This window comes from Alteribacter salitolerans (assembly GCF_016901055.1).
In the GTDB taxonomy this organism is placed as follows: Bacteria; Bacillota; Bacilli; order Bacillales; family Salisediminibacteriaceae; genus Alteribacter; species Alteribacter keqinensis.
Map to the genome: position 1 here is coordinate 79,088 of NZ_JAFEUX010000009.1, position 12,030 is coordinate 91,117.

General features: G+C 43.6%; 14 protein-coding genes. All 14 read right to left on the reverse strand.

Annotation, left to right across the window (positions count from 1 at the left end; all coding sequences use genetic code 11):
- Positions 1-3: 3 nt before the first annotated feature.
- A complete protein-coding gene (locus JSY36_RS16200; protein ID WP_205167148.1) occupies positions 4-618 on the reverse strand; it encodes a hypothetical protein in 615 nt (204 codons plus the stop codon).
- Between the two features lie 843 nt (positions 619-1,461).
- Entirely contained in the window at positions 1,462-2,352 is an 891-nt protein-coding gene (locus tag JSY36_RS16205) for a farnesyl diphosphate synthase (RefSeq protein WP_205167149.1), read from the reverse strand.
- Positions 2,349-2,591, reverse strand: coding sequence for an exodeoxyribonuclease VII small subunit (gene xseB, locus JSY36_RS16210; RefSeq protein ID WP_205167150.1), 243 nt, complete (start codon positions 2,589-2,591; stop codon positions 2,349-2,351). The genes JSY36_RS16205 and xseB overlap by 4 nt, the downstream gene beginning before the upstream one ends.
- The gene (gene xseA, locus JSY36_RS16215) at positions 2,584-3,957 is read right to left on the reverse strand and encodes an exodeoxyribonuclease VII large subunit (protein ID WP_205167151.1); all 1,374 of its coding nucleotides are present in this window, start codon (positions 3,955-3,957) and stop codon (positions 2,584-2,586) included. Before xseA ends, xseB begins: the two co-directional genes overlap by 8 nt.
- An 11-nt stretch (positions 3,958-3,968) precedes the next feature.
- Entirely contained in the window at positions 3,969-4,820 is an 852-nt protein-coding gene (gene folD / locus JSY36_RS16220) for a bifunctional methylenetetrahydrofolate dehydrogenase/methenyltetrahydrofolate cyclohydrolase FolD (RefSeq protein ID WP_205167152.1), read from the reverse strand.
- Positions 4,821-4,912: 92 nt separating this feature from the next.
- Positions 4,913-5,311 carry a transcription antitermination factor NusB gene (gene nusB / locus JSY36_RS16225; protein ID WP_205167153.1) on the reverse strand — a complete coding sequence of 133 codons (399 nt, stop codon included), beginning with the start codon at positions 5,309-5,311 and terminating at the stop codon, positions 4,913-4,915.
- A 369-nt stretch (positions 5,312-5,680) separates the two neighbouring features.
- Positions 5,681-6,088, reverse strand: a complete 408-nt coding sequence (locus JSY36_RS16230) for an Asp23/Gls24 family envelope stress response protein (RefSeq protein ID WP_122896503.1) — start codon at positions 6,086-6,088, stop codon at positions 5,681-5,683.
- Positions 6,089-6,107: 19 nt separating this feature from the next.
- The gene (gene accC, locus JSY36_RS16235) at positions 6,108-7,472 is read right to left on the reverse strand and encodes an acetyl-CoA carboxylase biotin carboxylase subunit (protein WP_122896502.1); all 1,365 of its coding nucleotides are present in this window, start codon (positions 7,470-7,472) and stop codon (positions 6,108-6,110) included.
- 12 nt (positions 7,473-7,484) lie between these two features.
- A complete protein-coding gene (gene accB / locus JSY36_RS16240; protein WP_205167154.1) occupies positions 7,485-7,991 on the reverse strand; it encodes an acetyl-CoA carboxylase biotin carboxyl carrier protein in 507 nt (168 codons plus the stop codon).
- A gap of 294 nt (positions 7,992-8,285) precedes the next feature.
- A complete protein-coding gene (locus tag JSY36_RS16245; RefSeq protein ID WP_122896500.1) occupies positions 8,286-8,609 on the reverse strand; it encodes a hypothetical protein in 324 nt (107 codons plus the stop codon).
- 253 nt (positions 8,610-8,862) lie between these two features.
- The gene (locus tag JSY36_RS16250) at positions 8,863-9,462 is read right to left on the reverse strand and encodes a SpoIIIAH-like family protein (RefSeq protein WP_122896499.1); all 600 of its coding nucleotides are present in this window, start codon (positions 9,460-9,462) and stop codon (positions 8,863-8,865) included.
- Positions 9,463-10,137 (reverse strand): stage III sporulation protein AG, encoded by a 675-nt coding sequence (gene spoIIIAG, locus JSY36_RS16255; protein WP_122896498.1) that lies wholly within the window; start codon positions 10,135-10,137, stop codon positions 9,463-9,465.
- On the reverse strand, positions 10,130-10,807 hold the full coding sequence (gene spoIIIAF, locus JSY36_RS16260; RefSeq protein ID WP_205167155.1) for a stage III sporulation protein AF: 678 nt from the start codon (positions 10,805-10,807) through the stop codon (positions 10,130-10,132). Before spoIIIAF ends, spoIIIAG begins: the two co-directional genes overlap by 8 nt.
- 23 nt (positions 10,808-10,830) lie before the next feature.
- Positions 10,831-12,030 carry a stage III sporulation protein AE gene (gene spoIIIAE / locus JSY36_RS16265; protein WP_236785026.1) on the reverse strand — a complete coding sequence of 400 codons (1,200 nt, stop codon included), beginning with the start codon at positions 12,028-12,030 and terminating at the stop codon, positions 10,831-10,833.

Below are 12,030 nucleotides of genomic sequence, written 5' to 3' on the forward strand. Positions count from 1 at the left end.
CCCTCACTTTCGTTTGTTTTTCTTCTTGCCCTTTTTCTTTCTTTTTTTCGGATTGAAAATAGTTATATTCAATTTTACCTCTAAAAAATAAAATAATCTACCCACTTGGTATATGATCGGAGTGGAGTATTCAATTGCCAGCGTTTTGCCTACTGATTTTCCGCCTACAGTCAATGCTGCAACAACACTTGTAAAAATAACATTCGTAATAAACTGGACGTTCGTTCCCTCTCCGTATCCTAATTGAAAAGATAGCTGAAGAACCACATAGGCAGAGGCTGTTCCACTGATTACTCCGGCGATATCCCCGATGACATCATTACAGAAGTTCGCAAACTTGTCTGCATTTCTCGTAATATGTACAGCCTGTTTTGCACCTGCCAGTCTCTCGGCAGCCATGGCATGAAACGGCTTTTCATTGGCAGCGGTTGCAGCTACACCTATCGTATCAAATATTACCCCAATCAGAACAATGATAAACACCATCATCATACCGACAGCCCAGACAACTCCACTGAGAACCAAGGTGGATATAATCGCAAAAATTGCCGCTAACACCAAAGTGATAACGGCAATCATCCAACTCCATTGTAAAGATTGTTTCACAGATTCCTTCATTGGTTTATCATCGGTCCTATCTTTAAGTATCTGAGTGATGCAGGTGTTTAAATCTGCATCATTTCCCCGTTCGCAGGATAAGCTGCGGCTCTTTAGTGAGCATACTTAGGAGATACTTTATTACTTTACCTGTTAAACATATAAATTATGTATCCGAGTGGTCACTTAAAGAGTAAAAACTGCGTCTTAGGTCCAGTAGGTTTTCCCAAACGGATACCGAAGCGTCGCCGCTAAGGCGGTTTCCCTTTAAATCCGTCTTGACGCTGTCACCAAACGTCAGACTGGATTACCACTTAGTACGCACTATAATCCCCTTTAAATGTCCAGTGGAACAGTCTAGGAGTTTTCCTCAGCAGTTCTTAGCCATCCTCTATCCTCTTTTGCAGACGCGATTTCATATGATAATACCAGTATACAATCTTAGTATTCATAATCCCCTCGCCGTCCACTCAAGGCAGGCTACGCTGCTCACAAGTTCCCGAAACTTGCCAAGCAGGTTCATACCTTCTGTCACCACTGTCCCCGGGCAGGGAAGCAATAACAAAAGGCCTCCGCGGCTGCAGGGTCCTCGCCCACATGCCATTGTGGATCGCCCTACAACCTTTACTCCCAGTATTGACCCAAAGCTGGGCGCCTCAAGCCAAAACTAGGAACTTCATCGATGTGCCCTTTAGCGGATTTTTAGGCCCGCTTTCGAAAATGGAGAACCGACTAGAATACTGCACCACCCGGTTATCTATAGTATACCATGATACGTTTTTCAGCTGCAATGAGCAACCCTTTCAAGAAAAAACAGGCATTTCCATAAGAGGAAAGAAGCTTTTATCCATTCCATGGAGTGTTTTAATGGGTCCTTTTCGCAATGTAATCCGTCAGTTCATGAAGCAGAGGATGTTTTTGTTCTATTTTAGATAAATATTCTTTAGACTGCTGAATATGCCAATCCAGTTTCTCCTTCGCACCGGCAAGGCCGAGAAGTTTAGGATACGTACTTTTCTGATTTGCTTCATCACTCCCAAGCGGTTTGCCCATCTTTTCACCGTCACCTTCAATATCAAGAATGTCATCCTTGATCTGAAAAGCAAGTCCCAGGTTTTTCGCAAACATTCTGAGGTGTATTTGATCTGTTTCAGGTGCGTTTGCCAGAATTGCGGCTGCTTCGATAGAAAAAGCAAGTAAGTCACCTGTTTTATGATGGTGAATATATTCAAGTTCTTCAACTGTGAGTCCGTGTTTATCTTCCGCATCTATATCAGCCACCTGACCGCCTACCATTCCGGCAGGCCCTGCGGAAGAAGAGAGAAGCTGAATAACCCTTACTTTTTCATGGTCCTCAAGATTTTCTGACTTACTGATCACTTCAAAGCTTAAGGTAAGAAGGGCATCACCGGCAAGGATAGCCATAGCTTCACCAAATACTTTATGGCTTGTCGGCTTCCCTCTTCTTGTATCGTCATCATCCATCGCAGGAAGGTCGTCATGAATGAGTGAGTATGTATGTATCATTTCTACAGCACAGGCAACGTCATAACCTTTTTCCAAAGTAACACCGTAGCCCTGAAGGGAAGCCAGTAGCAGTGCCGGCCGCAGGCGTTTCCCACCAGCTTCCAGGGAGTATGCCATAGCATCAAGAAGGACTTTCGGTGCTTCAATACCCGAAATGTATTGCGGGAGTCGTCGTTTAAGCTCTTGTCTTTGCTCTTTCAGAAAAAGATCTAAAGATAATACGCTCACTCGCTTTTCTCCCCCTCAATAGTCAGGACTTCAATTTCTCCGTCTTCATTCAGGATCTGATCCATTTGCGCTTCAACTTTCTGCAGACGTTCATGACAGTATTTTGACAGTTCCATGCCATCCTTAAACATCTCAATTGCTTCTTCCAAAGGTACATTTCCTTCTTCAAGCTTTTCTACAACATTCTGCAGCTCTTCCATTGCTCCTTCAAATGTCTTATGTTCTCTTTCTTCACTCATTTCTTTCACCTCTCTTATCCATGGTTACTCCCTTTTTGTCTTTTCCGGTCACTTCAGCAAAGACTCTGCCGTCTTCCAGCTGGATATGCAGTGCATCTCCTTCATTCACCTGACCGGTACTTTTCACCAGACCGGTTTCGGAATAGGCAAGACTGTAGCCACGCTCCATCATTTTCAAAGGACTCAGTACATCGAGTTTATACATTACTTTCTTTAGAGACTCGTGTTTTTCCTGCTGGTAGTCACGGGTGGATTTCATGAAACGATCGTACAGCATACGGTAATGATCCTTTTCTCTTGTAATCCGGTGTTTAGGGTGGACGTTTTGCAGTGCTTTCAAAGTGTAGTTGTGTTTTTCACCTTTTGATTTTATCAGTCTTGCTGTCTCTCTTTGAAGTGCTTCCATCATTCTGTCCAGCTCTTGTTCTTTTTGCTCGATCAATTTACCGGGATAACGGAAGGCATAAGACTGATTGTATCGTTCCAGCTGTTTTTTCTGACCTTCCACCTGCTCTGTTAATGAGCGGATAAGCCTTGTACGGTATTGTGCTGTCTTTTCTTTCAGTTCCCTCTGATCCGGAACCGCAAGTTCGGCTGCGGCAGTAGGAGTCGGGGCTCTCAGATCAGCCACAAAATCACTGATGGTCACGTCCGTTTCGTGACCTACCGCTGATATGACAGGCACCTTACTGTTATAAATTGCATCAGCCACCAGCTCTTCATTAAATGCCCATAACTCCTCTATCGAGCCGCCTCCGCGGCCGACAATGATAACATCAAAACGCCCTGCTTCACCTGCCTGCTGGATTGCTCTTGCCACAGACGGGGCAGCTCCCGGACCTTGTACCAGAACAGGGAGGAGGGTAATCTGAACGTAGGGAAATCTTCTCTTCAAGGTTGTAAGTATATCCCGTACCGCAGCCCCCGTACGGGAAGTAATAACTGCAATTGATGACGGTACAGAAGGAATAGGACGTTTCCGGTCTTCCTGAAAATAGCCTTTCATTTCAAGCTTTTTCTTCAATTCCTCATAAGCAAGGTACAAATTCCCGATACCATCAGGCTGCATTTCCTTTACATAGAACTGGTATTGTCCATGAGGCTCGTAAACACTCACATCTCCACGGACAAGAACATTCATTCCATTTTCAGGTAAAAACTTTAAATAGCGGTTATGACCTGCAAACATGACACTCTGAATGCGCGACTGGTCATCCTTTAACGTAAAGTACATATGGCCTCGGCTGTGTTTTTTAAAGTTCGATATTTCTGCACGAATCCACACATTCTGCAGGTACGGTTCATCGTCTATAACACGCTTAATGTGCCTTGTGAGGCCTGATACTGATAAAAAATCGTTATTCATCCCAGGACTCCTTATTCAAGCCCGCGTGAAGCAGACAGAATGGTATTATGCAGCAGCATTGTAATGGTCATTGGTCCTACACCACCGGGAACCGGGGTAATGTATGAGGCAATTTTTTTTGCTTCATCAAACTTCACGTCTCCTACGAGATTACCCTCTTCAGTTCTGTTAACACCGACATCAATAACAACAGCACCGGGTTTAATATAATCGCTGCCCACCATTCCCTCACGGCCGACTGCAACGATAAGAATATCTGCCTGCCTGGTCAATTCACGCATATTTTTTGTCCGTGAATGACAATAAGTAACAGTAGCATTTTCTTTAAGAAGAAGCTGTCCTACAGGCTTGCCGACAATGTTGCTACGTCCAATCACAACCGTGTGTTTTCCTTCTATTTTAATCCCTTTTGATTTTATCATCTCTACAATGCCAAAAGGGGTGCATGGCAAAAAGCCCTCTTGTCCGATCATCATTCTGCCGATATTTACCGGATGAAAACCGTCTACATCTTTTTCCGGTGCGATCGTATTAATCACCGCATCTTCAGAAATATGATCCGGTAATGGCAGCTGGACGAGTATACCGTGAATGTGATCTGCATGATTTAATTCCTTCACCTTTGCAAGAAGCTCTTCTTCTGTCGTTTCATAAGGGAGTTCATCAAGTTCCGAGTAGATCCCAATCTCATTACATGCCCGCTGCTTACCGCGGACATAGGATTGGGATGCCGGGTCTTCCCCCACCAGGATTACCGCAAGCCCCGGTGTAATGCCTTTGGATGTTAACTCTTCAGTGACCTTTTTCATTTTCTCACGTTTGTTTTTTGCCAGCTCTTTTCCTGAGATTAATTCAGCAGTCATGATGATCTCTCCCTTATCCCCGTTATTCTGATCAGTATACTTTTCTTTATTAAACAGCCGTCTGCCCTGATGCAGGCGGCACTTATCCTGTTTTACTCCTTCAACTCTCCTGCAATTTTAGAAAGGACACCGTTTACGAACTTTCCGGATTCATCGTCTGAACTGAATCCTTTTGCCAGATCAATTGCTTCATTTAAACTGACGCTTACAGGTATCTCTTCTTCCCATTTCATTTCATAAACAGCCATTCTGAGGATGGCACGGTTCACATTAGCCACACGGTTGATAGTCCAGTGATCCATTGCTCCGTTTAACGTACTGTCGATTTCTTCAAGATGGTTGAGGGTTCCTTCTACAAGTTGGTGAAGAAAAGAAGATGGTTCTTCTCCTTCTTCCAGCACAGCTTCTATCGCCTCATCCGGCCCGATCTTTGTCATATCTATCTGGTATAGTGACTGAACGGCTTTAATCCGCGCTACTCTTCTGTTCATGTTGATACGTCTCCTTTATCTTCCATCGTACGGGTTGTATTCTCTTTTCAAATATAGCATATCTTCGCCTGACGATACAGTCTCCCGCCAAATTGAGGATATTCTGATAATAGCGTCCTGCCAGTGACTGACTCTTTTTTAAAACGCTGTTTTCACTTCCTTTAAAGTAGAGATAGTGCAGGTGCAGCCAACGTGCCCCGTCACTTCCCTGGACGGCGCCGGCAAGAGGGGGTCTCAAAAGTACATAAGCAGGTTTGCAACGGCCCTGCTTATTGCTTCAAAGTTGATCCAAAAGGTAAAAACTGGCCTTTATGGTAAATCTCTTCCAATAAATAAAAACCAAAGGGAGTTTACCCTCTGGTTTTTAAATTACTGATCCTTTTTAGGCTCTTCTTTTTTTTCAATCTCAAGCTGAACACCCACAACGTGGACATTTACTCCGATCAGCTCAATAGCCGTCATATTTTTCAGTGTCTGGAATATGTTCTCCTGCACTTTTTTACAAACATCAGGGATGGATACACCGTAATTTGTAATGACAAAAACATCGACAGTAATACCGTCTTCCTGAAGATCAACCTTTACGCCTTTACCGTGATTGTTCTTACGTCCGAGACGCTCTGCAACTCCAGAGGCAAAATTCCCTCTCATCGTTGCCACACCTTCAATTTCAGATCCAGCAAGTCCGGCAATAACTTCAATTACTTCAGGAGATATCTCTACTTTTCCCAGGTCCGCTTTGTCATCAGTCATGTCAATCAGGTGATTATCTTTCATTTATGCGTCCTCCTAGCTATTACTCCTCGTCACTTTCAGGCTTTATTGAATAGTGTTCCAAAAATTTTGTGTTAAAGTCTCCGCTTTTAAATACTTCATGACTCATTAACCGCAAATGAAACGGAATTGTCGTATCCACGCCTTCAATCACAAATTCGCTCAGTGCACGTTTCATTTTTGTAACGGCTTCTTCCCGCGTCTCGCCATAGGTAATAACTTTGGCGATCATAGAATCATAAAACGGCGTAATTGTATATCCCGGAAATGCAGCACTGTCTACTCTCACTCCGAATCCTCCCGGCGGCAGATACATCTCTATTTTGCCCGGGGAAGGCATGAAGTTTTTATACGGATTCTCCGCATTAATACGGCATTCAATAGAATGTCCGCGGAAAGTGACTTCCTCTTGAGTATAGGAGAGCTTCCTGCCTGACGCAACTAAAATTTGTTCTTTAATCAGGTCAATCCCGGTTACCATTTCTGTAACAGGGTGTTCAACCTGAATACGTGTATTCATTTCCATGAAATAGAAATCACCTGTGTTGTGATCAAAAATAAATTCAACGGTTCCGGCCCCAACATAATCAACAGCTTCAGCAGCCTTAACGGCGGCTTCACCCATTTCAGCTCGTTTTTCCACACTCAGGGCAGGTGAAGGCGTTTCTTCAACAAGCTTCTGCAGGCGCCGTTGAATGGAACAGTCACGTTCTCCAAGGTGAATTGTGTTTCCAAATGTGTCGGCGAGTACCTGAATTTCTACATGACGAAAGTCTTCTATGTATTTTTCAAGGTATACGCCCGGGTTTCCGAAGTTCGCTCTCGCTTCATTTTGAGTAACGGTAATACCTTTACGAAGCTCCCCTTCGTTTTTGGCAACACGGATCCCCTTCCCGCCGCCACCGGCAGTCGCTTTAATAATGACAGGGTAGCCGATTTCTTCAGCGGTCTTAACGCCTTCTTCCACTGTTTCAATGATTCCCTTTGAACCCGGAACGACCGGTACGCCGGCCTTTTTCATCGTTTCTCTCGCTACATCTTTTGTTCCCATCTGGTTAATCGCATCCGGGCTCGGGCCGATAAATGTAATGTTACAAGCTGAACAGATCTCAGCAAAATCTGCATTCTCTGCAAGGAATCCGTAGCCGGGATGAATACCATCCACCTGAGTAAGTGTAGCGACACTCATAATATTTGTGAAGTTAAGATAACTTGCGGCTGAAGAGGTCGGTCCTATACAATAAGCTTCATCCGCCATTCTGACATGAAGGGCATCCCGGTCTGCTTCTGAAAACACAGCAACGGTCTCTATCCCCAGCTCCTGACACGCTCGTATAATTCGAACTGCTATTTCTCCTCTGTTTGCAATTAATACTTTTTTTATCATCCGTCTCATCCCCTACTCAGGTTTCACTAGGAAGAGTTCTTGTCCATACTCCACCAGCTGTCCGTTTTCTACAAGGACCTCAACGATTTCACCTTTCACTTCAGCTTCAATTTCATTCATCAGTTTCATCGCTTCAATGATACAAACAACAGAATCCGGCTTCACTTTATCCCCAGCACTTACGTACGGACCGGAGTCAGGCGACGGTGCCTCATAAAAAGTCCCCACCATTGGAGATGTAATCGTATGTAGTCCTTCTCTCGAGGATTCTTTTTTCTCAGGTTCTTCCGCTTTAGGCTGGGATGGAGCCGGCTCTTTTTGAGGTTCACTTTGAACAGCAGGTGCCGGCTGGGCCTGTGGTGCTGCCACTTCTCTGACAACTGTCTCAGTCCCTGTTCCTGCGCCTTTGACTTGCTTTCTCATCGTGATTTTTTCTCCATTTTGCTCGTACTTGAATTCATCGATGCTCGACTGGTCAATCAGTTTAATTAATTCACGGATTTCTTGAATTTTTAACATGAATTGTCACTCCTTGTTCCTGTCTTTTCATCTGTTGCATGTTTAAAGGTTGTGTTTTCTTGTCGCTCTTTTCGTAAAGTTTGTTGATATTAAACTTTCTTTTTATAGGATGTATTATGAGCAAGTCCTAATTTTTATGCTACCTTACTTTTTTACAATTGAAAAGTATTTTCTAAGAGATACAGCAAATGTCCGGTCCCTCTTACTGCAGCCGGTTATTAAATTACCAGCCCGCCACCTTAGCGGAAGCGCTGTCATTCTTGTGGAAGAAAAACCTTCTTCAGTTGAAGAAGGTTACTGTTCAATTTTATATTCTCTGAAAACCGGGATATCAGACAGGTTGTCCGGAATCTTACCTTTTTCAAGAAGAATGATTTTAACTGTATTTTTGTTTCGTGCCATATGATATTTTTCACCATATTCATTCTGCTGGGTATACTGCTTCAGGCTATGGTAATCATCTTCCTGAATCGAAATCGGATCCTCCAGACCTTCTTCAGGATCAGCTTCCTGCACAAATCCTACATCAAACTCAACAATCTGAATTTTATCGTTCTTAATGTTTCTCGTTTGTTCCAGGACGGCTTTGGCACCTTCTGTTAAATCAGACCATTCCATTTGGATCTCTCCCTTAAATTGCGGTTATGTATTAACGCTTCATCTCCATGTTAGCATTTCCAAGAGCTAATTATACCACTTCACGAAAAGAAAATCATTATTTCCATAAGGAAAAACAGGCATTTCTCTGCATGTTGCTAAAAAGAGGACCACTCATAAGGTAAATTGCGCCTTATGTGTGGTCCTCCCATCAATGAGCGAATCCGCTTCCCTCTTTATAAAATGCCGTCTGGAGTGTTCGTGGGAAAATTGATTAGTTCGACTGGTATCCTACGCGGATGTTTGATACACCCAGTTCTTCATATGCCATATTGTTTATCTGAACAGCTTCTTCTTTGGAAAGGTCTTCAGCTTTCACGTAAATTCGCACCTGGTCTTCTTCTGTGATTACAAGAGCATCTTCATACCCTTTTGCTTTAATTAACGTCTCAAGTACTTCTTCTTTCTGTGCCATTACCTCTAGTGCCTCAATTCCGTCGAAGGCCTGACTCTGTACTTCAGCACCTGCATCAGCTGAAGCAACCACCGCTACATAATCTTCTTTCATTTTCCCTCTGGCATCCTGCCTTTGAAGGCGGATCGTATCGAACATCTCTTCTGTACTCATTGATCCGTAGAGCGTGCTTTCTGTGTTTACATTTTCTGCTTCTTCAATTTCAACAAAGGTTACATTTTCATCATCAAGAAGCTGCTCTTCAAGATCTCCTTCACTGTCTGCATTTACTGCCTGATCTTCATTGTTTTCAGGGACACCTGCGAAATCCTGATTGTTAATGTTAATGTAGTAAACCGATAAAACAATAATCAGACTTAGCATTGTGAGTAACCACACTGTTTGACGTTTTAATACCATTTACAATTCCCCCTCATTTTTTTTCGGCATAACGGAAACCCGGTGAGATGGTACATCCAGTGCACGGCTGACTGCTTCGACAACCGAGGTTTTGACTTGAATGTTATCCACCCCCTTTGCAACAATCAGAACACCTTTCACGTCGGGCTTTTCCACCCGCTGGATCAGCGGCTCTTCTTTATCGCCGCTTCGTATAATAACCACTTGCTCATCTTTCGTAACATCCTGGACCTGTCTTTTTCCTCCTTCACGATCCGTTTCATCTGTTGTCTGTTCTTTTGAATTTATGTTGGTCTGGTAGACTTGTCTTTCTGTCTCTGCCAGATTGACAAATACGGTAACCTCCGAGACACCCATCATCTGTTCCAAAGCTTTTTTAAGCTGGGCTTCATAAAGAGCTTCATAGTCTCCCATAGAAAGCGGTCCATCCGAACCGGACGATTTGAAAACCGGTTCTGCTTCCGGCTCTTGTTTTTCACTTTTGTTCTCCGTCTCCAGCCCTGATACAGGAAGCATGGATTCATCATCCCCGCTTTCGGTAAACACATTGCTTACAATCATAAAGAAGATTCCAAGGAAAAGGAGCAAAAGTAAATATTTGACATTTACTTTTTTCCATTTACCAACATCTTTATATCGGTCCAACCAAGTAGAATTCGTCTTTTTATCAGTCATCTTCCCCTCCTCCTTTCAACTCCAGTAGAATATTTTCACTTGGGATCTGCCACTGAACCGACAGGAAGGCTGTAATCTCATCAACTTCATGAACATCTGCCAGTACCGCTGCATCTTCTTTTTCGTCACTAGATCCATCTCCCACAGGGTGGATTACAACCGTTTCTACAGGTGTAATCCCGTCTGCCTGACCTGCGTTTACTTCCTCTTCCGCCTCTTCACCAGCAGGTGCAAGCACTGCCCGTACCACTTTCAGTCCAGCAAGAATGTTTTCATTTTCCTGAAATTCCTCCAGTTCGATCGTCACTTCTTGTGGCACGAGCCCGAATTGCTGCTTCAAAGGCTCTTTTGCTTCATTCCTCATTTGGACAGCCACTTGTTCAGAAATATATGCAAGTCTTCCCTTTTCTATTTCCACTTTTTTTCTCTCTATTGAAGTTTCTTCATCAGGCAGATCTCCATCCACCCATTCCGATACAGAGCTTAACCAGTCTTCAGGGTCGGTTTTAAATACAGTCAGGATCGGCTGAATCATAACCATGAGAACCATTAAACCTACAACGAGTTTTACATACCGCTGCAGACTCGAATTTGGCAAAAGCAGCTCCAAAATGGCTGCAAATAAAATCAGCAGTATAATATTGGTGATCCATTGCGTGATATAAGCCATATGGAGCCTCCTTCACCTGGGTTTTAACGCATCATTAATGACAAATTTCCAGAGATAATGATGATGGTAATTGACAGAAAGAACATGAGACATACTGCTGATAGGGCTGCAAACACATATATGACAGATTTACCGATGATTGATAAAGAGGCGATGATCGGTCCTCCGCCCAGAGGCTGGAGAACCGCTGATGCAAATGAATAGATCAATGCCAGGCTCAGCACCTTCAATGCCGGAAAGATACAGATCAGTAAAAGGATAGCAAGTCCTGCCACTCCAACTGTGTTTTTCACCAGGACAGAAGCCCCCATTACAGTATCAGCTGCATCTGTAAACATCCTCCCTACCACCGGCACAAAATTTCCTGTAACAAACTTTGCAGTTCTGATCGCAATCCCATCTGCGACGGCGGCAGTTGCCCCCTGGACGGAAATGACACCCAGAAAGATGGTCAGGAAAATCCCGAGGCCCCCAACTGCTACATTACGAAGGAGGTTGGCAAGATTGGTTACCTTGTAATGTTCAGTCATGGTACTTACAATACTCAGAAGGGCTGACAGAAAAAGCAGCGGAAGTACAAAGTATTGAACAAAGAGGCCGCTGGTATGAACCAGAAAAAGGATCATCGGATGAAACAAAGCCACCGATGTCACACTTCCTGTGCTGGCCATAAGAACCAGCAGAAGCGGCAGTAACGAGACCATAAAATTGGACATAGCTTCTATTGTCTGCTGAGTAAACTGAATTGCAATGTGAAAACTGTTTAAGGCGATAATAAGAAGGACCATGTAAGTAATGGCGTAGGCAACTTTGCTGATCGAGTGCTTTTCAAAAGCCTGTTGGAGCTGTGCTAAAATCATACTGAATATGGCCAGAAGAATAAGTGTTCCAAGGAGTTTTCCGTTCACAATAATTTCATGAAATAAAAATTTTATAAATCCCCATAACCATTCCTTAATCGAGAAGGGCTTGTCTGACTGTAGAAAATCAAGGAGTGACCCTTTATGGCTTTCCGGGAGAAATCCACCATATTCTTCAAGAACCTCATCCCAATAAGCTCTGATGTCATCAATCCCCAGTTTTTCAAGCTGATGTTCAACGAACTCCTCCTGGTTCATCATTTCCTCTGTTTCTTCCTCAGCCATCACAGTGCCTGGAAGAAGGAAAGAGAAACATATAATAAACAGAAGAATCTTCAGCATATTTCCTTTGCAGCGAAACAT

Excerpts from the sequence above, each read along its gene's own strand:
- xseA (WP_205167151.1), bottom strand. The coding sequence starts at position 3,957 with ATGAATAACGATTTTTTATCAGTATCAGGCCTCACAAGGCACATTAAG.
- folD (WP_205167152.1), bottom strand. The coding sequence starts at position 4,820 with ATGACTGCTGAATTAATCTCAGGAAAAGAGCTGGCAAAAAACAAACGT.
- JSY36_RS16245 (WP_122896500.1), bottom strand. The coding sequence starts at position 8,609 with ATGGAATGGTCTGATTTAACAGAAGGTGCCAAAGCCGTCCTGGAACAA.
- nusB (WP_205167153.1), bottom strand. The coding sequence starts at position 5,311 with ATGAACAGAAGAGTAGCGCGGATTAAAGCCGTTCAGTCACTATACCAG.
- JSY36_RS16250 (WP_122896499.1), bottom strand. The coding sequence starts at position 9,462 with ATGGTATTAAAACGTCAAACAGTGTGGTTACTCACAATGCTAAGTCTG.
- JSY36_RS16230 (WP_122896503.1), bottom strand. The coding sequence starts at position 6,088 with ATGAAAGATAATCACCTGATTGACATGACTGATGACAAAGCGGACCTG.
- spoIIIAE (WP_236785026.1), bottom strand. The coding sequence starts at position 12,030 with ATGTTTCGCTGCAAAGGAAATATGCTGAAGATTCTTCTGTTTATTATA.
- accC (WP_122896502.1), bottom strand. The coding sequence starts at position 7,472 with ATGATAAAAAAAGTATTAATTGCAAACAGAGGAGAAATAGCAGTTCGA.
- spoIIIAG (WP_122896498.1), bottom strand. The coding sequence starts at position 10,137 with ATGACTGATAAAAAGACGAATTCTACTTGGTTGGACCGATATAAAGAT.
- JSY36_RS16200 (WP_205167148.1), bottom strand. The coding sequence starts at position 618 with ATGAAGGAATCTGTGAAACAATCTTTACAATGGAGTTGGATGATTGCC.
- xseB (WP_205167150.1), bottom strand. The coding sequence starts at position 2,591 with ATGAGTGAAGAAAGAGAACATAAGACATTTGAAGGAGCAATGGAAGAG.
- spoIIIAF (WP_205167155.1), bottom strand. The coding sequence starts at position 10,807 with ATGGCTTATATCACGCAATGGATCACCAATATTATACTGCTGATTTTA.
- accB (WP_205167154.1), bottom strand. The coding sequence starts at position 7,991 with ATGTTAAAAATTCAAGAAATCCGTGAATTAATTAAACTGATTGACCAG.